The organism is Murimonas intestini (assembly GCF_024622195.1).
GTDB classification, from domain to species: Bacteria; Bacillota; Clostridia; order Lachnospirales; family Lachnospiraceae; genus Murimonas; species Murimonas intestini.
The window spans coordinates 30,158-51,655 of record NZ_JANKBI010000016.1; the positions used below are offsets into that span (position 1 = coordinate 30,158).

21 protein-coding genes are annotated in these 21,498 nt (G+C 48.3%); all 21 read left to right on the top strand.

Going from position 1 to position 21,498, the window contains the following annotated elements; genetic code table 11:
• The first annotated feature begins 49 nt into the window (after window positions 1–49).
• The 21 genes from pyrF (at window position 50) to NSB28_RS19130 (ending at window position 21,410) form a co-directional block, all read left to right on the top strand.
• Window positions 50–976 (top strand): orotidine-5'-phosphate decarboxylase, encoded by a 927-nt coding sequence (pyrF, locus tag NSB28_RS19030; RefSeq protein ID WP_109748251.1) that lies wholly within the window; start codon window positions 50–52, stop codon window positions 974–976.
• A gap of 10 nt (window positions 977–986) precedes the next feature.
• The gene (locus NSB28_RS19035; protein ID WP_109748250.1) at window positions 987–1,766 is read left to right on the top strand and encodes a dihydroorotate dehydrogenase electron transfer subunit; all 780 of its coding nucleotides are present in this window, start codon (window positions 987–989) and stop codon (window positions 1,764–1,766) included.
• 5 nt (window positions 1,767–1,771) lie between these two features.
• Complete coding sequence (locus tag NSB28_RS19040; RefSeq protein WP_109748282.1) at window positions 1,772–2,674, top strand: dihydroorotate dehydrogenase; 903 nt, start codon at window positions 1,772–1,774, stop codon at window positions 2,672–2,674.
• Window positions 2,675–2,751: 77 nt separating this feature from the next.
• Window positions 2,752–3,426: an orotate phosphoribosyltransferase gene (gene pyrE / locus NSB28_RS19045; RefSeq protein ID WP_109748249.1), complete on the top strand. Its 675-nt coding sequence runs from the start codon at window positions 2,752–2,754 to the stop codon at window positions 3,424–3,426.
• A gap of 64 nt (window positions 3,427–3,490) precedes the next feature.
• Window positions 3,491–3,643 (top strand): hypothetical protein, encoded by a 153-nt coding sequence (locus tag NSB28_RS19050; protein ID WP_187374236.1) that lies wholly within the window; start codon window positions 3,491–3,493, stop codon window positions 3,641–3,643.
• Window positions 3,640–4,101 (top strand): VanZ family protein, encoded by a 462-nt coding sequence (locus NSB28_RS19055; RefSeq protein ID WP_109748248.1) that lies wholly within the window; start codon window positions 3,640–3,642, stop codon window positions 4,099–4,101. Before NSB28_RS19050 ends, NSB28_RS19055 begins: the two co-directional genes overlap by 4 nt.
• Window positions 4,094–4,411 (top strand): DUF6142 family protein, encoded by a 318-nt coding sequence (locus NSB28_RS19060; RefSeq protein WP_109748247.1) that lies wholly within the window; start codon window positions 4,094–4,096, stop codon window positions 4,409–4,411. The genes NSB28_RS19055 and NSB28_RS19060 overlap by 8 nt, the downstream gene beginning before the upstream one ends.
• Window positions 4,412–4,422: 11 nt before the next feature.
• Window positions 4,423–5,019, top strand: coding sequence for an HD domain-containing protein (locus NSB28_RS19065; RefSeq protein WP_109748246.1), 597 nt, complete (start codon window positions 4,423–4,425; stop codon window positions 5,017–5,019).
• 2 nt (window positions 5,020–5,021) lie between these two features.
• Window positions 5,022–7,067: an aminopeptidase gene (locus NSB28_RS19070; protein WP_109748245.1), complete on the top strand. Its 2,046-nt coding sequence runs from the start codon at window positions 5,022–5,024 to the stop codon at window positions 7,065–7,067.
• Window positions 7,068–7,180: 113 nt separating this feature from the next.
• On the top strand, window positions 7,181–7,693 hold the full coding sequence (gene purE, locus NSB28_RS19075) for a 5-(carboxyamino)imidazole ribonucleotide mutase (RefSeq protein ID WP_109748244.1): 513 nt from the start codon (window positions 7,181–7,183) through the stop codon (window positions 7,691–7,693).
• Between the two features lie 65 nt (window positions 7,694–7,758).
• Complete coding sequence (purM, locus tag NSB28_RS19080; RefSeq protein ID WP_109748243.1) at window positions 7,759–8,784, top strand: phosphoribosylformylglycinamidine cyclo-ligase; 1,026 nt, start codon at window positions 7,759–7,761, stop codon at window positions 8,782–8,784.
• Entirely contained in the window at window positions 8,778–9,404 is a 627-nt protein-coding gene (gene purN, locus NSB28_RS19085; RefSeq protein ID WP_109748242.1) for a phosphoribosylglycinamide formyltransferase, read from the top strand. The genes purM and purN overlap by 7 nt, the downstream gene beginning before the upstream one ends.
• A 69-nt stretch (window positions 9,405–9,473) precedes the next feature.
• On the top strand, window positions 9,474–10,745 hold the full coding sequence (gene purD / locus NSB28_RS19090) for a phosphoribosylamine--glycine ligase (RefSeq protein ID WP_109748241.1): 1,272 nt from the start codon (window positions 9,474–9,476) through the stop codon (window positions 10,743–10,745).
• Between the two features lie 25 nt (window positions 10,746–10,770).
• Window positions 10,771–11,967: a cadherin-like beta sandwich domain-containing protein gene (locus tag NSB28_RS19095; protein ID WP_109748240.1), complete on the top strand. Its 1,197-nt coding sequence runs from the start codon at window positions 10,771–10,773 to the stop codon at window positions 11,965–11,967.
• Window positions 11,968–12,235: 268 nt separating this feature from the next.
• The gene (locus NSB28_RS19100; protein WP_257497891.1) at window positions 12,236–13,291 is read left to right on the top strand and encodes a LacI family DNA-binding transcriptional regulator; all 1,056 of its coding nucleotides are present in this window, start codon (window positions 12,236–12,238) and stop codon (window positions 13,289–13,291) included.
• A gap of 334 nt (window positions 13,292–13,625) precedes the next feature.
• Entirely contained in the window at window positions 13,626–15,311 is a 1,686-nt protein-coding gene (locus NSB28_RS19105) for a hypothetical protein (protein WP_109748238.1), read from the top strand.
• 24 nt (window positions 15,312–15,335) lie between these two features.
• Entirely contained in the window at window positions 15,336–16,364 is a 1,029-nt protein-coding gene (locus tag NSB28_RS19110; RefSeq protein ID WP_109748237.1) for an ABC transporter ATP-binding protein, read from the top strand.
• A 14-nt stretch (window positions 16,365–16,378) separates the two neighbouring features.
• On the top strand, window positions 16,379–17,401 hold the full coding sequence (locus NSB28_RS19115) for an ABC transporter ATP-binding protein (RefSeq protein WP_109748236.1): 1,023 nt from the start codon (window positions 16,379–16,381) through the stop codon (window positions 17,399–17,401).
• A 55-nt stretch (window positions 17,402–17,456) separates the two neighbouring features.
• The gene (locus NSB28_RS19120; protein ID WP_109748235.1) at window positions 17,457–19,355 is read left to right on the top strand and encodes an ABC transporter substrate-binding protein; all 1,899 of its coding nucleotides are present in this window, start codon (window positions 17,457–17,459) and stop codon (window positions 19,353–19,355) included.
• A 12-nt stretch (window positions 19,356–19,367) separates the two neighbouring features.
• On the top strand, window positions 19,368–20,351 hold the full coding sequence (locus tag NSB28_RS19125; protein WP_109748234.1) for an ABC transporter permease: 984 nt from the start codon (window positions 19,368–19,370) through the stop codon (window positions 20,349–20,351).
• A gap of 12 nt (window positions 20,352–20,363) precedes the next feature.
• Window positions 20,364–21,410 (top strand): ABC transporter permease, encoded by a 1,047-nt coding sequence (locus NSB28_RS19130; protein ID WP_109748233.1) that lies wholly within the window; start codon window positions 20,364–20,366, stop codon window positions 21,408–21,410.
• Window positions 21,411–21,498: the final 88 nt, after the last annotated feature.

A 21,498-nucleotide genomic window follows, 5' to 3' on the forward strand; every position in this document is an offset into this window, starting at 1 on the left:
CAGCTCTCAGGCTGCTGCGGCATATACGGACAGGGAGGAATTTTAAGAAATGATTCAGAAATTAATCAGTAAAATCAAAAGTACAAATGCGCCGATAGTGGTAGGATTAGACCCGATGATGAATTATATACCGGAGCATATCCAGCAGAAGGCTTTCGCGGAGTACGGAGAGACTTTGGAAGGGGCTGCTGAAGCTATCTGGCAGTATAATAAGGAAATTGTGGACAATGTTTTTGACCTGATACCTGCTGTGAAGCCGCAGATCGCCATGTATGAGCAGTTCGGACTGGAAGGGCTGAAAGCATTCAAGAAGACAGTTGACTACTGTAAAGAGAAAGACCTGGTGGTGATAGGGGATATCAAGAGAGGTGACATTGGATCCACTTCAGCGGCGTATGCTGTGGGACATATAGGAAAGGTGCAGGTGGGCAGCAGGACATATGCCCCGTTTGATGAAGATTTTGTGACGGTCAACCCATATCTGGGGACAGACGGAGTCAAACCTTTCGTGGATGTCTGCAAGGCAGAAAAGAAGGGCCTTTTCATTCTGGTAAAGACTTCCAATCCGTCCAGCGGGGAGTTCCAGGACCAGCTTGTGAACGGCCGTCCCCTCTATGAACTTGTGGGAGAGCAGGTGGCAAGATGGGGCGAAGAGTGTATGGGAGATGACTACAGCTATGTAGGCGCTGTGGTGGGCGCTACTTATCCAGAGCAGGGCCGTGTGCTCCGCCGCATTATGCCAAAGTCCTTTATCCTGGTACCGGGCTACGGAGCTCAGGGAGGAAAAGGCGCAGACCTTGTACATTTCTTCAATGAAGACGGACTGGGTGCGATCGTAAATTCTTCCAGAGGGATCATAGCAGCATACAAACAGGAGAAATATGAAAAGTACGGAGCTGAAAACTTCGGTGAAGCCTCAAGGGCGGCCGTGGAGGATATGATTGCTGATATCTCCCAGGCGTTAAATAACCGTTAGGAGCGAAGACATGGCAGAAAAATTCAGAGAAGACAGTGAAATAATAAGCCAGGAATGTATAGGGACTGATATCTACAGCATGTGGCTTAAAACAGATAAGATAGCCCGGGCAGCAGTTCCCGGGCAGTTCATCTCTGTGTACAGCAGGGATGGGAGCAGGCTGCTTCCACGCCCCATCAGTATATGTGAGACAGATAAGGAAAAAGGTGCACTCCGCATCGTTTACCGCATTGCCGGTGCAGGCACGAGAGAATTTTCAAAATATCACAGGGGCATAAAGCTCAGTATTCTCGGACCGCTTGGAAACGGATTTCCTCTGGAGCGTGCAGGAGAGGGCAAAAAGGCTTTTCTTATCGGCGGGGGAATCGGAATTCCTCCCATTGTGGAGCTTTCAAAGCAGATTGGCGGAGTGAGGCAGATCATTGCGGGCTACAGGGATGAGGTCTTCCTTGCTGAGGAGCTTAAGCAGAACGGCTCCCTCTATATAGCCACAGAAGACGGCAGCTGCGGTACATGCGGGACAGTTATCGATGCCATTAAGGAAAACGGGCTGGATGCCGATGTGATCTACGCCTGCGGCCCGACACCCATGCTCAGGGCGCTGAAATCATTCGCACAGGAGCGGGGGATCGAATGCTGGCTTTCCCTTGAGGAGAGGATGGCCTGCGGAGTGGGGGCATGCCTTGGATGCGTATGCCAGTCTACTGAGGTGGACGGTCATTCTCATGTGCACAACAAGCGCGTCTGCAAGGACGGGCCGGTATTCTTATCCACGGAGGTAGAATTATGAGCAGAATAGATACCAGCGTAAATATAGCGGGCGTGGTACTGAAAAATCCTGTGATGACAGCGTCAGGGACTTTTGGCTCAGGTGAAGAATACAGCGAATTTGTAGATCTGAACAAGCTGGGAGCCGTAGTGACAAAGGGTGTGGCAAATGTACCGTGGCCGGGCAACCCCACCCCGAGAGTGGCGGAGACAAGTTCGGGCATGCTAAATGCCATCGGGCTGCAGAATCCCGGAATGGAAGTATTCATTAAAAGGGATATTCCGTTTTTGAAGAAATTTGATACAAAGATTATTGTAAATGTCTGCGGCAGGTCTGAGGAGGATTACTGCCAGGTCGTAGAACGGCTGGCGGATGAGGATGTGGACCTGCTTGAAATCAATATCTCCTGCCCGAATGTGAAAGAGGGCGGTATCGCCTTCGGCCAGGACCCGAAGGCTGTGGAACATATCACGAGTGAGCTGAAGAAGAGGGCAAGACAGCCCATTATCATGAAGCTGAGCCCGAATGTGACTGATATTACTGTTATGGCCAAGGCGGCTGAGGCAGGCGGAGCCGATGCACTTTCCCTGATCAATACACTGACAGGGATGAAGATCGACATCCACAAAAGAGCCTTCGCCCTTGCTAACAGGACGGGCGGACTTTCCGGCCCTGCCATAAAGCCTGTGGCGGTGCGTATGGTCTACCAGGCGGCGAATGCTGTTAAGCTTCCTGTCATAGGAATGGGAGGTATAGCCACAGCTGAGGACGCGATTGAATTTATACTGGCAGGAGCCACGGGAGTATCCGTGGGAACGGCGAACTTCTTCAATCCCACAGCCACAGAGGAAGTAGTGTCAGGCATAGAGGCATATATGGAGAAGTACGGCGTGGATAAGATCACAGATCTCATAGGCGCTGTGAGATAGAGGAGCGGCATTCTCCCCTTAAAGCGGGGGAGTTTGATCAGCGGATACAATAAGATGGAATACGCAGGAGGATAGAGATGGAAGCTTACAAACAGGAATTTATAGAATTTATGGTGGACAGTGATGTGCTTAAGTTCGGAGAGTTTACTCTCAAGAGCGGAAGAAAATCCCCGTTCTTTATGAATGCAGGCGCTTACGTGACAGGGTCGCAGCTGGAAAAGCTGGGTGAGTATTATGCAAAAGCCATACATGATAATTATGGTCTGGATTTTGATGTGCTGTTCGGGCCGGCGTACAAAGGCATTCCGCTGAGTGTTGCCACGACAATGGCCATCAGCAGGCTTTACGGCAAAGAGGTGCGCTACTGTTCCAACAGAAAAGAAGTTAAGGATCATGGTGATACGGGAATTCTGCTGGGGAGCAAGCTGAAGGACGGAGATAGGGTGGTGATCATTGAGGATGTCACTACTTCAGGAAAGTCCATCGAGGAGACATTCCCCATCATCAAGGCACAGGGAGATGTAGAGATCAAAGGACTGATGGTTTCACTGAACCGCATGGAACGCGGGAAAGGAAGTAAATGTGCACTGGATGAGATTAAGGAGCTTTACGGCTTCCCGGCAAATGCGATCGTAACGATGGCAGAAGTGACAGAGCACCTGTATAACAGGGAGTACAAAGGGAAAGTCATCATTGATGACAAGATTAAGGCAGCTATTGACGCATATTATGAGCAATACGGAGCAGAATAAGTTACAGTTCTATGGGTTTACTGCAGCACGGTCTGCACGTGCTTTAAAAAAGGAGGATTCGGCCATGAATGAAAAAATCTATAATACAATGAGGACTGCGGGAACTGCCGGTATTGTGGTGGGTATCGTAACAATCGCTACAGGCGTTGCCACAGGCGTGCTCATGATTATACATGGGGCAAAACTCTTAAGGGATAAAGGCAAAATGATGATATGAGAGGAAAGACCAAAAAACGGATAAGGCGTATGGGGGTCGTCTTATTTCTGCTGTATCTGGCGCTGCTTATTTATTTTCTGTTTTTTGCGGAGAGCTATGGCAGGACGAATACTGAGCGGGTGTATTCATACAACCTGATTCCGTTCTTAGAAATTAAACGGTTTTTCCAATACAGGGAGCAGTTAGGGGCAGTGGCATTCATAACCAATATATTTGGAAATGTCCTGGCCTTTGTTCCGTTTGGGGCGATTTTGCCTGTGATAAACCGCAGAACGCGGAGTTTTCTGCTCATCTTCCTGCTGAGTATGGAGTTCAGCCTGATGGTAGAGACTATCCAGCTGATTTTTAAGGTGGGAAGCTTTGATGTGGATGACATTATTTTGAATACACTGGGCGGCGTTATAGGCTATCTGTGTTTTGCGTTTTGTAATTGGATAAGGAGAAAATTATATGTCTAGAAAACCGACATATTCATTTGCTGAAAAACGCCATTCCCAAAAGGGGATCACTTCCACAGTTCTGGGAGCGCTGTCAGCCGTTATCTGCATAGTGCTCGTAGGCATTGCCATGGCAAATGGAGGAAAAGGCGGAGCATATCTGGGGGCGATCGGCATGACTGCAATCATTATTGCAGCAGCCGGCCTTGTGACAGGGCTTCGCAGCTTTAAAGAAAAGAACAGACTTTCATTCTTTTCAAAGGCAGGCTCCATGATCAACGGCACAATACTTGTGATATGGCTTGCGATATATTTGTTCGGAGTCAGATAGGGAGGCAGCATATGGATATAGAAAGATTAAAGCAGCAGATGGATTTTATCCTGGAGGCTGATAAAAGTAAAAAAGTGATAAGGCAGACATATCTGGCGGACGGAAGCAGAAAAGAGGATGATGCGGAGCATTCCTGGCATCTGGCGCTTATGTGCATCCTGCTGTCTGAGTATGCAAATGAGAAGATAGATGTTCTAAAGACGACTGCCATGGTGCTCATACACGATATCGTTGAGATCGACGCGGGGGATACTTATGCTTATGATACGGCAGGCAATTCCACTAAGAGAGAGCGGGAACTGGCAGCAGCAGAAAGGATATTCAGCCTGCTTCCCTCAGACCAGGCTGCAAAAATGCGCGGGCTTTGGGATGAGTTTGAAGAGGGTGAGACTGCAGAAGCCAGATTTGCAAATACGCTTGATAAGATCCAGCCGGTGTTCCTGACAAATGCAAATCATGGAAAGAGCTGGAAGGAACATGAAGTAAAAGAATCCCAGATAATGTCAAGAAACTCACATACCGGCGACGGTTCTGAGGAACTGTGGGCATACTGCAGGGAATTGATCGAGAAAAATATAGCGGACGGAAATATAAAGGCGGGGGAATAATAATGGAAAATGACGATGTCTTATTAGAAAGATACAGCCTGGTGGTGGAGAGGATATCCCAGATCCCGGCTGAAACGACAGTACAGGAACCCTTGAGGGACTATTTTGTAAAGATGGCGGAGTTCATCATGCAGATGGATGAGCTGAAGCGGAAGCTGGAATCAGGAGAGACGGAAGGTTATACATTAGAGCAGTGGCAGGAACAAAATGCCGCTCTCTATGCCGATATCCTTCCGGAAAATTATGAGACCAGCTATGCAAACCCGGCCTGGGCAGTGAAGACACTGGGGGATGTATACGGCCGGATCTTAAGTTTTCTGTATGCAGAACTGCGTGGAATGATCGTCTATGCCTTTGAGGGCAGGCTTACGGAAATGACGATCTTAAATGAGCTGTTTGTAGAGATCTATAACTGCTTTGAGGATGAACTGCCTTCATACAGGAAGCTGCAGCAGATCGTCTACTGGTTTGAGAGCGACAACAGCGATATTACAGTGGAATACAGGACAAGAGAGGCGATAGACCCGTCTCTTGATTTTGCAGTCAGGATCATCTGTGAGGAAGATTTAAATGATCTGCGCTATCTCTATAAATATGGTGAATATGTATCGGAAAACGAGCTGGAGATGGCACGTTTCATGAACAGTCTGCCCCAGGAGGATATAGACCTGATGGCTGACACTTATACAGAAGGATACCGTATCGGATTTGTTCTGGGTCATAAAGACCTGTCTAAAAAAGAGACAGTCAATATCCGTTTTACCCTTGGATTTGAGCGGATGGTCAAAAAAGCCATCCAGAACTTTGCACAGATGGGACTGAAGCCTGTCATATACAGGGCTGCTGTTTCCTCAGTCAATAAGAGGCAGGCCAGCCGTATCGGTTATCTGGGAGGCATCCCGAATAAGCAGTTTGATTATGACCACAAAAATGACAATGCGATCTATCTGGATAAACCATTTATTGAAAGAAAGCTTGGCGTGATACGCACTGCATATGAGAATTACAGGAAGCTGGCAAATGGGCATGCAGGCCCGGCATGTATAGAGACATTTGGAGAGCAGCCATTTGCACCGCTGGATAAAGAAGAGGCATATCATTTAAGCGATAAGCAGCAGAAGCTGTCAGCCCTGTATGACAGTGAATCAGCACAGCTGACAAACCAGTATATCATTGGGGAAGAGAGAAGCTTTACCATCATCGCATTCCCTGTACCGGAGATCGGCAGCAGCTTTGAGGAGATATTCAGGGAAGTAGTCAGGATAAATACTCTGGATTACAAACTGTACGAGAGGATCCAGCAGACGATCATAGACGTTTTGGATACAGGTGTGTCTGTTTATATCCGGGGATGCGGCAGGAACCGCACTGACCTGACTGTCATGCTGAAGGATATTGAAGATCCGCAGAAACAGACAAAGTTTGAGAACTGTGTGGCAGATGTAAATATCCCTGTGGGAGAAGTATTTACTTCACCGAAGCTCTCCGGCACCACAGGAGTTCTCCATGTGAGCGAGGTATACCTCAATGAACTGAAATATATTGACTTGTCTGTAACTCTGGAGGACGGCATGATTACAGATTATACCTGCGGCAATTTTGATTCAGAGGAAAAGAACAGAAAGTATGTAAGAGAAAATGTCCTCTATCATCACGACACGCTGCCGCTGGGAGAATTTGCTATCGGAACTAATACGACCGCGTATGCGGCTGCCAGAAAATATGGCATAGCCGATAAGCTGCCCATCCTCATAGCAGAGAAGATGGGACCGCACTTTGCAGTGGGTGATACATGCTACAGCTGGTCGGAGGATACGGCTGTCTTCAATCCAAACGGCAAGGAGATCGTGGCACGTGACAATGAAGTTTCCATATTAAGAAAAGAAGATCCGGGCAGGGCATATTTTAACTGCCACACTGACATCACCATTCCCTATGATGAGCTTGGGCTTATTGAAGTGGTCAGGGAAGACGGAAGCAGGACAGAAATCATAAAGAACGGCAGATTTGTGCTTCCAGGGACTGAAGAGTTAAATAAACCGCTTTAACAAAAAAGTTGACAAGCCGCGTGGGAGTTAGTAGAATAAATAGTTGTAATGATTCGGTAAAGCAAGACCCATAATATGGATTGAAATAATAATAAACAAAGGAGAATAAAACCATGGCAAAAGTTGGAATCGTAATGGGCAGTGACTCAGATATGCCGGTTATGGCAAAGGCAGCAGATGTACTGGAAGAACTCGGAGTAGAATATGAAATGACTATCATTTCAGCACACAGGGAGCCGGACGTATTTTTCGAGTACGCAAAGTCAGCTGAGAGCAAAGGATGGAAGGTTATCATTGCAGGAGCAGGTATGGCGGCACATCTTCCGGGAATGTGCGCTGCAATCTTCCCGATGCCGGTAATCGGTATTCCGATGCATACCACTTCTTTAGGCGGAAGAGATTCCCTGTACTCCATCGTACAGATGCCTTCCGGTATACCGGTGGCTACAGTAGCAATAGGCGGCGGCGCAAATGCAGGTATTCTGGCCGCAAAGATCCTTGCTACCTCAGATGACGCTCTTTTAGAGAGACTGAAAAAGTATTCCAGTGATCTGAAGGATCAGGTTGTGGCAAAGGCTGAGAAGCTGGACAAGCTGGGTTATAAGGAATATATGAAACAAAAATAACGTTGCCCGGATAAAGTATATTATATATTATTATAGAAGAGACAGGTTTTTAGGAGGAAAATTAAATGGATTATAAGAACGCTGGCGTAGATATTGAAGCGGGATACAAATCAGTTGAACTGATGAAAGAGCATATCAAAAAGACCATGAGGCCTGAAGTACTGACAAATATCGGAGGGTTTTCAGGGGCATTTTCAATGTCAGCCTTTAAAAATATGGAAAAACCTACCTTAGTCTCAGGTACAGATGGTGTAGGCACAAAGTTAAAACTGGCTTTTATTTTAGATAAGCATGACACAGTAGGCATTGACTGCGTTGCCATGTGCGTCAATGATATTGCCTGCGCTGGCGGGGAGCCATTATTTTTCCTGGATTACATAGCCTGCGGCAAGAACGTGCCGGAGAAGATCGCAACTATCGTCAGCGGAGTGGCAGACGGATGTGCCCAGTCAAATGCAGCGCTTATAGGCGGCGAGACAGCTGAGATGCCGGGCTTCTATCCGGAAGATGAGTATGATCTGGCCGGATTTGCAGTAGGTGTGGTAGATGAGAAAGACCTGATCACAGGCAAAGATATCAAGCCGGGAGATACACTGATCGGAATCGCATCCTCAGGCGTGCACAGCAATGGTTTCTCTCTTGTAAGGAAAGTCTTCAGGATGGAAAAGGAAATTCTGGAGACATATCATGAAGAACTGGGAACAACACTTGGTGAGGCGCTCATTGCTCCTACTAAAATCTATGTGAAGACACTTAAGAATGTTAAGGAAGCGGGAGTGCGCATAAAGGGCTGCAGCCATATCACAGGCGGTGGATTCTATGAGAATGTTCCGAGAATGCTTCCGGATGGCGTCAGGGCAGTTGTGAAAAAGGACAGCTATGAAGTTCCCGCTATCTTCAGGATGCTTGCCAGGGAAGGCAGCATTGATGACCAGATGATGTACAATACATATAATATGGGTATCGGCATGGTACTGGCAGTTGATCCGGCAGATGCTGATAAAATAATGGAAGCTGTAAAAGCTGCCGGTGAGACTCCATATGTGATAGGGCATATTGAGGCAGGAGAAAAGGGAGTGACCTTATGCTGAGACTGGCTGTTCTTGTATCAGGCGGCGGTACAAATCTGCAGGCTATTATTGACGGGATTGCAGACGGAACCATCACGAATACAGAAATCGCAGTTGTAATAAGTAATAATAAGAACGCATATGCCCTGGAAAGAGCAAGGGAGAACGGGATAGAGGCAGTCTGTGTCTCACCTAAGGATTTCGGTGACAGACAGGCTTTTAATGAGGCGCTTCTCGCAAGCATACAGTCATATAACCCGGATCTTGTAGTTCTGGCAGGCTGCCTTGTGGTGATTCCCGAAATTATGGTAAAGGCGTATCCCAACAGGATCATAAATATCCATCCTGCGCTTATCCCTGCATTCTGCGGGACAGGCTATTATGGCCTGAAGGTACATGAAGGTGTGCTTGCCCGGGGCGTGAAGGTGACAGGGGCCACTGTGCATTTTGTAGATGAGGGGACAGACACTGGCCCGATCATCCTTCAGAAGGCGGTGGAGGTACATGAGGATGATACTCCCAAGAGCCTTCAGCAGAGAGTGATGGAAGAGGCAGAGTGGGTGATCATGCCCCAGGCAATTAATCTCATCGCCAATGACATGATAAAAGTAGTGGACGGGAAAGTAGTAAGGAAGCAGTGAGGAAGCAGCTAAGGCCATGAGAATATGGCATTGGCTCGTTGTCCGGGGAAATAAGACGGAGGCAATAAAATGAAAATATTGATCGTGGGCAGCGGCGGGAGAGAACATGCCATAGCATGGAAGACCGCCCAGAGTCCAAAAGCAGATAAGATATACTGCGCACCAGGCAATGCGGGGATAGCTGAGTATGCCCAGTGCGTGAACATTGGCGCCATGGAGTTTGATAAGCTGGCAGATTTTGCCGCTGCCCATGAGATCGACCTGACTGTTATAGGAATGGATGATCCTCTGGTAGGCGGGATCGTGGATGTGTTCGAAGCGAGAGGACTTAAAGTGTTCGGACCTAAGCAGAATGCTGCTGTTCTGGAAGGGTCCAAAGCATTTTCAAAGGATCTGATGAAGAAGTACAATATTCCCACAGCAGCTTATGAGAATTTTGATGATGCAGAAGAGGCGCTGAAATACCTGGAGACTGCTAAATTTCCCATCGTGCTCAAGGCGGACGGACTGGCTCTTGGAAAGGGTGTGCTCATCTGCCAGAATCTGGAGGAGGCGCGCGAGGGAGTCAAGTCCATCATGGAAGATAAGAAATTCGGTTCGGCAGGAAACCGTATGGTCGTGGAAGAATTCATGACAGGACGGGAAGTGTCTGTGCTTACCTTCGTGGATGGGAAGACGATTAAAACTATGACTTCAGCACAGGACCACAAGCGTGCGGGAGACGGAGATACAGGATTGAACACAGGCGGCATGGGAACTTTTTCACCAAGCCCATTCTATACGGATGAAGTGGACGAATTTTGTAAAAAATATGTCTATCAGGCTACTGTTGATGCTATGGCAGCTGAGGGAAGGCCATTTAAGGGCATTATCTTCTTTGGACTTATGCTGACGCCGGATGGCCCCAAGGTACTGGAATATAATGCCAGATTCGGAGACCCGGAGGCTCAGGTAGTTCTGCCGAGAATGAAAAATGACATTATTGATGTGTTTGAAGCCTGTGTGGATGGAACACTGGACAAAATCGATCTGGAATTTGAGGACAATGCAGCAGTATGTGTCGTGCTCGCATCAGACGGATACCCGGTCAGCTATGAAAAAGGCTTTGTCATTAAAGGTCTTGAAAATTTTAAAGACAAAGACGGATATTATGTGTTCCATGCAGGATCAAAACAGACAGAAAAGGGAATCGTAACAAATGGAGGACGTGTCCTGGGTGTTACCGCTAAAGGTAAAGATTTAAAAGAAGCCAGGGCCAACGCTTATGAAGCAGTGAATTGGATTGATTTTGAGAACAAATATTACAGGCATGACATCGGGAAAGCAATCGACGAAGCATAAGCGGACAGATGAAAAGGGGTAATATATGAATAATTTTAAGAGACGTTTGAAGCACAGTTTATGGATGGCGCTTGTCCTGATCTGTATGTTCAGCATGCCTGTCCTGGCATCAGGGCAGTCAGATGACAACTCTCTGGCAGGTCTGGGGATAACCAACGGAGAAGTGTCACCGGAATTTGATTACAGTACAGTTGAATATACTGTAACTGTCCCTGCAGGAACCACAAAGCTGGAGTTAGATCCGCAGACATCCAATGAAAATGCCACTATCGTGGATATCTCAGATACGACGCTGGTTGACGGTGCAGTAGATGTAAGCATCACCGTGCGTTCCGAGAGCGGCATCGATGCACTTTATGTGCTCCATGTGAAAGAAGCCGAAGGTGCGCCTGCAACAGAGCCAGTGACGGAAGCACCTCAGACCCAGCCGGCTACTCAGGCCCAGCCAGAGGTTCCGCAGACAGAAACTCCCAATGTCCAGGCAAGTCTGGCTGAGAGTGAGGCCAACAGCCTGAGGGCTCAGGTCGATGACCTGAAGGTCAAGAATGATCTGACAATGAAAATCATCTATGGTCTGATCGCATTTGCTGTTATCCTGCTGTTTATCATTATCAACCTGATCTTAAAGAACAGGGATTTAAAAGATGACCTGAGGGATGCGGAAGATGAACTGGATTATCAGACAAATGAGTTCGCAAGGAAAGAAAAGAGCATGAGTACGGATAATTACTATGCTCCTAACCAGACAAAAGGTAAAGATGACCGCCATGAGGCATCTGCAGCCGTGCGTGACCAGGAAGTCATGGAAGAGACATTCCGCCAGACACCTGAGCAGCTTAAGCCTTCAGAGAATCCCAGAAAGGATTCAGGACGCAAGAACAGGAAGCCGTCCAGGAAGGATAACAGGAAGGCGCAGCAGGAGAGTCAGCCGTCAGTTGAGCCGACGGCAGATTATGACCAGCCTGTAAACCAGGACAAGCCGCCTGTTAAAAAAGCTCCTCCGGCAAGGAAGGAAGCTCCTGCCAAGAAGGAAGCTCCGGCACAGAGAGAGACTCCAAGACAGAAGAAATCTCCTGAGCAGTCAAGGCCCCCAAGGCAGAAGAGGCCTTCAGACCAGCCGCGTGCTCCAAAGCAGGACAGGGCTCCGGAACCCAAGCAGGTACAGGATGCGCCTGTAAGCGAAAAGGATCAGGATATTGACGTCAATATGGTAGATTTATAGAAAAGATATGAGAATATGATACAGGATTACAGAAATCCCATCGCTTTTGGCGGTGGGATTTCTGTATATAACTGTGAAACTGCGGAACAGTTATGGGGTGGCCTGTGACTCTATGTGAATCTTTAACTAAAACAACAAGGTAAATTTATCTAAAACGCTAGTTTTATAATTCTTGTTTGACATTAGGAGATTTATCTGATACTCTGTATATAAGAAATTTATTTTTTTACAGAAAAATGATGTACGTACATCATTGCGGGGTTATGAAGTGAAAGAGAAACGTACAACAAAGATAGATATTGCGCAGAAGCTGAATCTATCTATTGCTACAGTAGACCGGGTATTTAATAACCGCGGGAGTGTATCGCCCAGGACGAGAGAGCTTGTTCTGGAAGCTGCCAGGGAGCTGAACTATATACCAAATAAAAATGCCAAGTATCTCTCTAAAAAGGTAAGGTGCAATATCGGTATCTCCTATCTGCTGCCGGAATGGTTTGGAAGCCAGGTAGAGCGGGGGATACAGCAGGCATATGAGGAATTCAGGGATTTTGGAATGCAGCTTATTATCTCAAAGGATGCGCTGGATGAGAAAGAGCAGATACGGAAAATCAGAGAGATGCTTCCGGAGATTGATGCTCTGGCTGTGGCACCCTGGGAGCCGGGGACGGAGTTTTCAGATTTTATTAACAGTTTGATCGACTCCGGGATACCCGTTGTGACATTTAATAATGATATGCCGCTGTCCAGAAGATTGATGTATGTGGGCTCGGATTATGTGGTGGCGGGAAGATGTGCCGGACAGCTGATGGACGCCTTTTTGGAACACCGGGGAGAAGCCGGGATCGTGATCCGCAGCGAGCATCTTACAAATATGGGACAGCGTGTTGCCGGTTTTAGAAATTACTTATCAGAAAATTCCGGGATAAGGGCTCAGGGGCCGTTTAAAGTTCATGGAAATATGGAAAGTGTGGCGGAACAGGTAAAAGAAATCCTGGTGCGGTATCCCCAGATGAGGGGAATATTTGTGGCAAGCGATAATCTTGTCCGGGTAGCCGACGCGCTTAAAGCCTTAGGGGAAGAGGAAAAAGTCAGTCTGGTTGGTTATGACCTGAATGAGGAACATGCAGAACTTCTGCGGGAAGGGCGGGTACGGTCAGTCATCTGCCAGGAACCGTACAGACAGGGATATGAGCCGGTAAAAGTGTTGTTTGACTATCTCATGGAGGGCAGGCTGCCGGTACAGAATGAGATCATTACTAAAATGGAGATTGTGATGAGGGAGAATCTGGAGGGATACTATAAAGAAATGAAGGGGGATGTGTAGGAAAAAAGATACCGGAGGTAAAATGACGGAAAAACTGCGGGGTGTCAAATCATATTGTAACGGCCCCGCAAAAAATGCAGTTGGGCGGAAAGTACCGGGCTGTACAGTGCGCAGAAAGCTGCCTTTTAAGTAAAGGGGGAAGGGGGTTTTTTAATTTAAAATGATGTACGAACATCATTTTAAAGATTATATTGAATGATATAGAGCTATAAACAGTAAATGGAAAATATTTCCAAGGTATTATTTGAAAAATACAAATACAGAAGAGGAAATGATTTTTTGAAAAACAACAGGCAGGGTTTAACCGTATCTCGAAGAAAGGAAGAAAAGAGCGATGAAAAGTAACATGCAGGTGAGGAGCATTGAGATCCACGACACTTTAACGATCTGGAACCCAGATAAAATCAGGAAGATAACGGATTTTATGGTCAGGCATAATATGAACACACTGATATTCCATGAGAATGATATTGTAGATAAAGTAGTATACCCCTCACTGCTTTTTACGGAGGGACAGAAGGATAAGAACATCTATGATATCTACAGGAACATTTATGGGGAAATATATGACAGAACCCCCAGCCCCTTTGTATTCCATGACGAGAAGCCTATATTTGCCGAGCTTTTACGGAGTATTGTGAAGATTGCAGCTGAAAAGGGGATCAGGGTATTTCTGCAGTCAAAAGAGCTGTGGTTCTCAGACCTGATCTATGAAAGCTCTGTCGCCCATGACGGTGTGGTGTGTCCCAGTGACAGCTTTTGGTGGGACAGATACCTGCCGCAGAAATACGGGGAATTGTATGCCTGCCTGCCGGAGCTGTCCGGAGTTATCATATCCACGGGGACCCGGGAGAGCAGGGCTTCTCTGGCCCATGGCAAATGCGGGTGTGAGCGCTGTAGGAATTTCAGTCAGGACGAATGGCAGGAGAAAATTATCATGTCCATATACAGGCCCACAAAAGAGGCAGGTAAACAGCTGGTGGTCAGAGATTTTACATATTATGCGGATGAGCAGGAGGGTATCCGGGCGGGAATGCTGAAGCTTCCTGAAGACATCATTGTGTCTGTCAAGAACACGCCTCAGGATTTTTATCCCACATTTCCTGATAACGCCCTGATCGGCAGGACAGGGGATCGGGAGATGTGGATTGAATATGAGGTAATGGGAGAATATTTTGGATTCGGTGTTATGCCATGCATCCTTATAGACGATATCCGGCGCAGGATCAGGCACGGCCTGGCCAACGGGGCAAAGGGATTTACCCTGCGCGTGGACTGGGAGGCGCTGCCTTCCCACTCGGCCTTTGGTACAGTAAATGTGCTCAATGTCTATGCAGGCGCCATGCTGTCACAGGATCCTGACATGCCTGCTCAGGAGATCTACAGGGCTTATCTGGAGGAATACAGGCTGTATGGCCCCGGGTTAAGCAGGGAAGCCAGAGAGGACTGCACAAAAGCGCTCATGGAAATACTGGATGGGACATGGAGCGTCATGAAAAAAACAGTCTATATGCATGATTTTCTTTTCAGCTCAAACAGTAAGATACCGGCTGATATACGGCATGGGGATTTCCTGTCGAAGGAGCATCACGGACTTCAGAAATGGTTCCCGGAGCGGGGGCATGACCTGGATATGACTAAGGAAAATGTGGCGTCTCTGCTGGAAGAGAAGGATGAGGCTTTAAGGGAGATCGGACTGCTGTATGACAGGATTGCAGCCGGGAATCCGGGGCTGGCTCCTGATTTTTACAGCCGGCTTGTCAGCCAGTTTGAGATGTACCGCCTGTATGTGGAAATGTTCAGAGCCACGTCGAGAGTTTATCTGATGGTAAAAGGGGTGGAGGTACTGCAGGATAAGAGACAGGCATATGAGGCGCTGAAAGAGCTGCAGGATGTGGAAGAGAGGATCGGAAGATACCGTTTTCCAGTATTTGCTTACCCAGGAAGTGTGCTGCTGTGCCATGATAAGATTCACGGCTTCAGGATGGATGCCATCCGGCAGCTGGAGCAGATATACTAATACCTGTCAGCAGGAGGGCGGCAGATGGATGACAACTATATTTTGGAGATTAAGGGTTTACAGACGTGTTTTTATCAGGAGGACAAAGTTTATTATGCAGTAGATGATGTGAGCTTTGGCATAAGGCGGGGAGAAATACTGGGGATCGTGGGGGAATCGGGATGCGGGAAGAGTGTGACTGCACTGTCTGTTCTGCGGCTGATCTCAGGAAAAGGGAAGATCAAAAAAGGGGCCATTGAATTTGATGGCTGTGATCTGACCCAGATCAGGGAAGAAGAGATGAGAAAAATGAGGGGCAGAAAGATCGCCATGATCTTCCAGGATCCCATGATCTCTTTAAGCCCGGTCTATACGGTGGGCGCACAGATCCAGGAAGCCATACTGGCACATAATAAGATCCCTTCTAAAGAGGCATGGAGAAAAGCAGTGGAAATGCTGGAAAAGGTGGGGATCCCCTCCCCGGAGAGCCGTGCAAAGGAATATCCCCATCAGATGAGCGGAGGCATGCGGCAGAGGGTGATGATCGCCATGGCATTAAGTATGGATCCTAAGCTTCTGATTGCGGATGAGCCAACTACGGCCCTGGATGTGACGATCCAGGCACAGATACTGGATCTGATCATGCAGATCAGGAAGGAAAGGCAGATGTCAGTCATGCTGATCACCCACGATCTGGGGGTCATCGCTGAGACAGCTGACAGAGTGGTGGTCATGTATGCAGGAAAGGTAGTAGAATCCGCAGATGTCAGGACACTTTTTAAAAATCCGTCCCATCCCTACACTCTGGGACTGATGAATGCCCTGCCAAGGCTGGACAGGGAGTGTGAGCGCCTTTATACCATTAAGGGAACAGTGCCAAGCCCTGCAGATCTCCCCCAGGGGTGCAGGTATGCAGGAAGATGCCCGCTGTGTGAGGAGAGATGTTTAAAAGAACAGCCGGAGCTTGTAAAAGTAGGGGAGGATCATGAAGCGGCCTGTTTCTTCAGTAAAAAGACAGCAGAGCTGAGGCGTAAGATGGCTGCCGGTGACATAAGGGACAGCAGCGGAATATAAAGGAGGGGTCGGACATGAGTGGTGGGACAGCGCTTTTAGAAGTAAAAAATTTAAAGAAATACTATCCTGTTAAATCAAAGCTGTCCAGGAAACTTTTAGGCCAGGTAAAAGCTGTAGATGGTATTAGTTTTTCCATTCAGCCAGGAGAGGTCCTGGGGCTTGTGGGAGAATCAGGCTGCGGAAAATCAACTGCCGGGTGCACGGTTCTGCGTCTGGAGAATGCAACCTCAGGTGAGGTATGGTTTGAGGGGCAGGAAATATTGTCCATGGATAAAAGGATGCTGAAGGATATAAGAAAGAATATGCAGATGGTTTTCCAGGATTCCTACTCCTGCATGAACCCTAAAATGACGATCCAGGAGATCATCAGGGAACCTTTGGTGATTTATAAAATGCCCCGCAGGGAGCAGAATGAGAAAATAGGCAGGCTCCTGGAACTGGTAGGGCTGACCAGAGAGCAGGGAGGCAGGTATCCCCATGAATTATCAGGCGGTCAGAGACAGAGGGCCGGGATCGCCAGAGCGCTGGCCCTGGAACCAAAGCTGATCATTGCGGACGAACCTGTATCCGCCCTGGATGTTTCCATCCAGGCGCAGATCATTAATCTTATGGCAGACCTGAAGAAGGAGCTGGGACTGGGTTATTTATTTATCGCGCACGATCTGAGTGTAGTCAAGCATATCAGTGACCGTATTGCTGTGATGTATCTGGGGAAAATCGTGGAGCAGTGTGAGAAAAAAGAACTGTATGCCAGCCCGCTCCATCCATACACGGTGTCACTGCTGAATGCAGTCCCTATCCCGGACCCGGAGATAAAGAAGGAAAGGATCCTGCTGGAGGGTGATCTCCCCAGTCCAATAGATCCGCCGTCAGGCTGCAGATTCCACCCCAGATGTTCCGGGGCAAAGGAATGCTGCAGGATCAGTGAACCCCAGCTAAGAGAGGTAACGCCAGGGCACTTTGCGGCCTGTCATTTTGCCGGGGGAAATGTATCAGAAACAGTATCAGAAGCAGTATCAGAACCAGGAGAGGTATGAAAGATAATATGCAGGTCTGCAGGACAGGCCTGCCAGGAGAAAGGAGTGCAGCAATATGATGAGAAAAAGGGCAAAGGAACTGTTGGGGGTAGTAATGGCAATATCAGTTTTGGCGGGCTGCGGCAGTGCAGGTATACAGGTGCCGGAAAGGACTTTGACTAAGGCTCAGGATACCGGCGTATATAAAGAGGCGCCTGATCTGGCTGCAAAGGTAGAGAGCGGGGAACTGCCTCCGGCAGAAGAACGCCTTCCGGAGGAGCCGTATGTAGAGCAGGTTGAATCAGTGGGCACATATGGGGGGACTATCAGGAGAGTATACACGGGAGTCTCTGACTGGAACAGCCTCAACTATATAGGAGCCAGGCATGAACTGCTGGTCTATGTAAGCCAGGAGGGTGTAGCCCAGCCTAATCTGGTAGAGAGCTGGGAGTACCAGGGAGATGATAATACTACACTTGTGCTGAAACTGCATAAGGGCATTAAATGGTCGGATGGAGAGCCGTTTACAGTGGACGATATCCTCTATGACCTTGGAGTGCGCCAGAGCGGCAATGTCCCTCTGGAACAGAATGGCCTGGGAGCAGCCGTGGTTTCCGATGGGGCAAAGAAGATAGATGACTATACAGTTGAGCTGAAATTAAAAGAATACTATCCCATTGAATATGCGGCTACATTTGAACAGCCCTATGCACCGGAACATTATCTGAAGCAGTTTGATCCCAGATATGATGATACAAAAACCTGGGAGGATCTCACGAGCGCCTGGTGTTCCTACACAAATGGGAAGGGTTTGGAAGACCTGCCGCAGCTGTCTCCGTGGAAGGTAAGCTCCTACACGGATAACGGGCTGATAGTGGCTGAGAGGAACCCGTATTACTGGAAAGTAGATCAGGAAGGAAACCAGCTGCCCTACGTGGACACAATAGAATTTAAATACGTGGCCAGTACGGATTCCATTCCTGCCATGGTAGCTGCAGGTGAGATTGATTTCCAGGTCAGGAATATGCAGTTTTCTGATTACTCCTATTATAAACAGAATGAGGAAGCAGGGGGATACAGGGCGCTGGCGCTCAGTTCGTCCTCCCTTGGACCGTGCATCAGGCTGAATTATGCATGTGAAGACCTGAAGCTGCGGGAGCTTTTCAGAGATCTGGAATTCAGGAAAGCCCTGAGCCTGGGGATCGACAGGGAAGCGATCAGTGATTCTCTGTATTTCGGGCTGGTAGAAGGCTGGGGTGCATGTCCGCTTGAGGTGGCGCCGTCTTACCCGGGCGAAGAATATGCAAAAATGTACACGGAATATGATCCTGACACAGCAAACGAGATACTTGACGGACTGGGTCTGGAGGATACAAATAATGACGGGATCCGTGAAATAGACGGCAAACCGCTGACGATCGTAATCGATACAGAGGATGGATACGGCTCCGGGCCGGTTAAGGGGATAGAGCTGGTGGCAGAGCACTGGAGAAAGCTGGGTATCGATGCAGTTGTAAATACAATTGAGAGGTCTCTGATGCTGGCCAGATGGCAGGATAATTCCTACACGGCATATGCCTGGAAGCTGGATGGGGCGGTAGACCCGGTACGTTTTAATTATGCCTGGGCTGATCTTTCTGCACCTGATTACCTCTGGCACAACGTTGGTGTGCCCATGCAGGCATGGTACCATTCAGACGGAAAAGAGGGGGTTGAAATGCCCCGGTTTATTCAGGATATCAATGCAAAATGTGTGGAGGCGCTTGGCGCCACAGATGATGAGAAAAGGGCCGGATACGGCAAAGAACTTTCCGCCCTTGTAGCGGAGAATCTTTTTGTGATCCCCACTACAACATATATGGAATGCGGAGTAGTAAACGCGAAGCTTAAGAATGTGCCGGAAACCTGGATATCAGGAAATGAATTCTGTGGAGAGAAGCATATTCATCCCTGGATCTTATACTATGAGCAGTAGGAGGTGCTGTCTGTGAAATCCTATTTCGTGCGGCGGCTGGGTGTCGCTGTGATAACATTTTTTCTGGCCTCGATACTGATATTTTTTATCATCCAGCTTCCGCCGGGGGATTTTGTAACATATGCCATCAGCCAGAGCGGAGATTCTGCCGGAAGTGCGCAGGTGGCTGAAAAGATGAGGCAGCAGTACGGGCTGGACAGGCCCGTATATGAGCAGTATTTCAGATGGATAGGCGGTGTGGTGCGGGGGGATCTGGGATATTCCTTTCTGTATAAGAAGCCTGTCATGGAACTGATAAAGAGTGAGTTTCTGTGGACTGTCATAATCACCGGGATATCCTTTGTGCTGGCCTGGGCGGCCGGAATGTTCATAGGCATTTATTCGGCCCTGCATAAGTATTCCATAGGGGACCATGTCTTTACCTTCCTGGGATTTCTGGGGCTGTCCATACCCCCGTTTTTCCTGGCGCTGATACTGATCTATCTGCTCATATCCTCAGGATACGGGATTGCGGGAGGGCTGTTTTCCTCTCAGTTTGTAAATGCCCCGTGGAGCCTGGAAAAGGTTATGGATCTGATGAAGCACATATGGATCCCCATTGCAGCGATCTCTCTGTCTAATATTACTGAGGTCATGAGGATCATGAGGGGAAGTATGATAGAAGTGATGTCACAGCCCTATATTATGACGGCCAGGGCTAAGGGACTTAAAAAACACAGGGTCATCATCCGGCATGCAGTCAGGATCGCCATGAATCCGCTGATCAGCCTGGCAGGGCTTCTGGCCCCGAAACTGATATCAGGTATCGTAGTGACAGCTGTTGTCCTCAATCTGCCGGTCATGGGGCCGACTTTTATACAGGCGCTGAAGTCTCAGGATATGTATCTGGCAGGAGCTTACCTGCTGCTGACCGTCATACTTCTGCTGGCTGGCAACCTGATAGCAGATCTGGCGCTTGGATGGTCCGATCCCAGGATCAGGCTGGACAGTAAATAAGGAGGGGACAGGATGTGGCACAGATTTAAAAGACACAAGGTGGGAATGGCAGGATTGATTATTTTTACAGTAATCATGGTGCTCCTGGTATTTGCTGAATTTTTCGCACCATATGGGGAGAGCCAGACGACAAGATATGCCAGTACGCCGCCCCAGAGCATACATATCAGGGGTGAGGACGGGAAGCTCCATACTCCGTTTGTCTATGGGCTGGAATCAGAGTTTAACCTGAAGACAGGTGAGATGACATGGACAGAGGACACTTCTAAAAGATATCCTCTGAAGCTGTTCATCAAGGGGGAGCCTTACAGGATTTTAGGTATGAAATTTGACCTGCATTTTATAGGGGCAGAAGGAGGGGATTTCTTTCTGTTCGGTACAAACTCGATCGGGCAGGATGTATTCAGCCGTGTGCTGTACGGCGGCAGGATCTCGATCATCATTGCATTTATAACAGCTGTTATCACCCTCTTTCTGGGGACTCTTGCAGGGATGATATCGGGGTATTTTCAAGGGGCAGCCGATATGGTCATACAGAGGATCGTGGAATTATTCCTGATCATACCGAATGTGCCTCTGGGACTGGCGCTGGCCGCCTTTCTGCCTGCTGATATGAGCCCTGTGATCCTGATGCTGGGGGTAGCTCTTGTGCTGTCGGTAGTCAGCTGGGGAAATGTGGCCAGGCAGGTGAGAGGAAAGACACTTGCCGCCAGAGAGAGCGGATATGTGAGAGCGGCCGTCTCCATGGGAGCGTCCACCCCCAGAATATTGTTCCGGCACATTCTGCCGTCTTTGAACAGCCATCTGATCGTACTGGCGACTCTGACGATTCCCCAGACGATACTGGCGGAATCGGGCTTAAGCTTTTTAGGCTTTGGGCTGCGTCCTCCTATGACCAGCTGGGGGACTCTGCTGAAGGAGGCACAGAACTTCAGAGTGATCGCATTGTATCCCTGGATCATGATTCCGGGGCTGGCAATTATGCTGACAGTGCTGTCCTTAAATTTTATCGGGGATGCGCTGCGTGATGCGACAGATCCTTATTCCCGCGGGCAATGAGCCGGGTGGACATACCTGCAGGGAGGTCTTTGATTAGGGATAATGACGGACCGGTACAGCAGGTAATAGCAAAAATATAAGTGAGGAA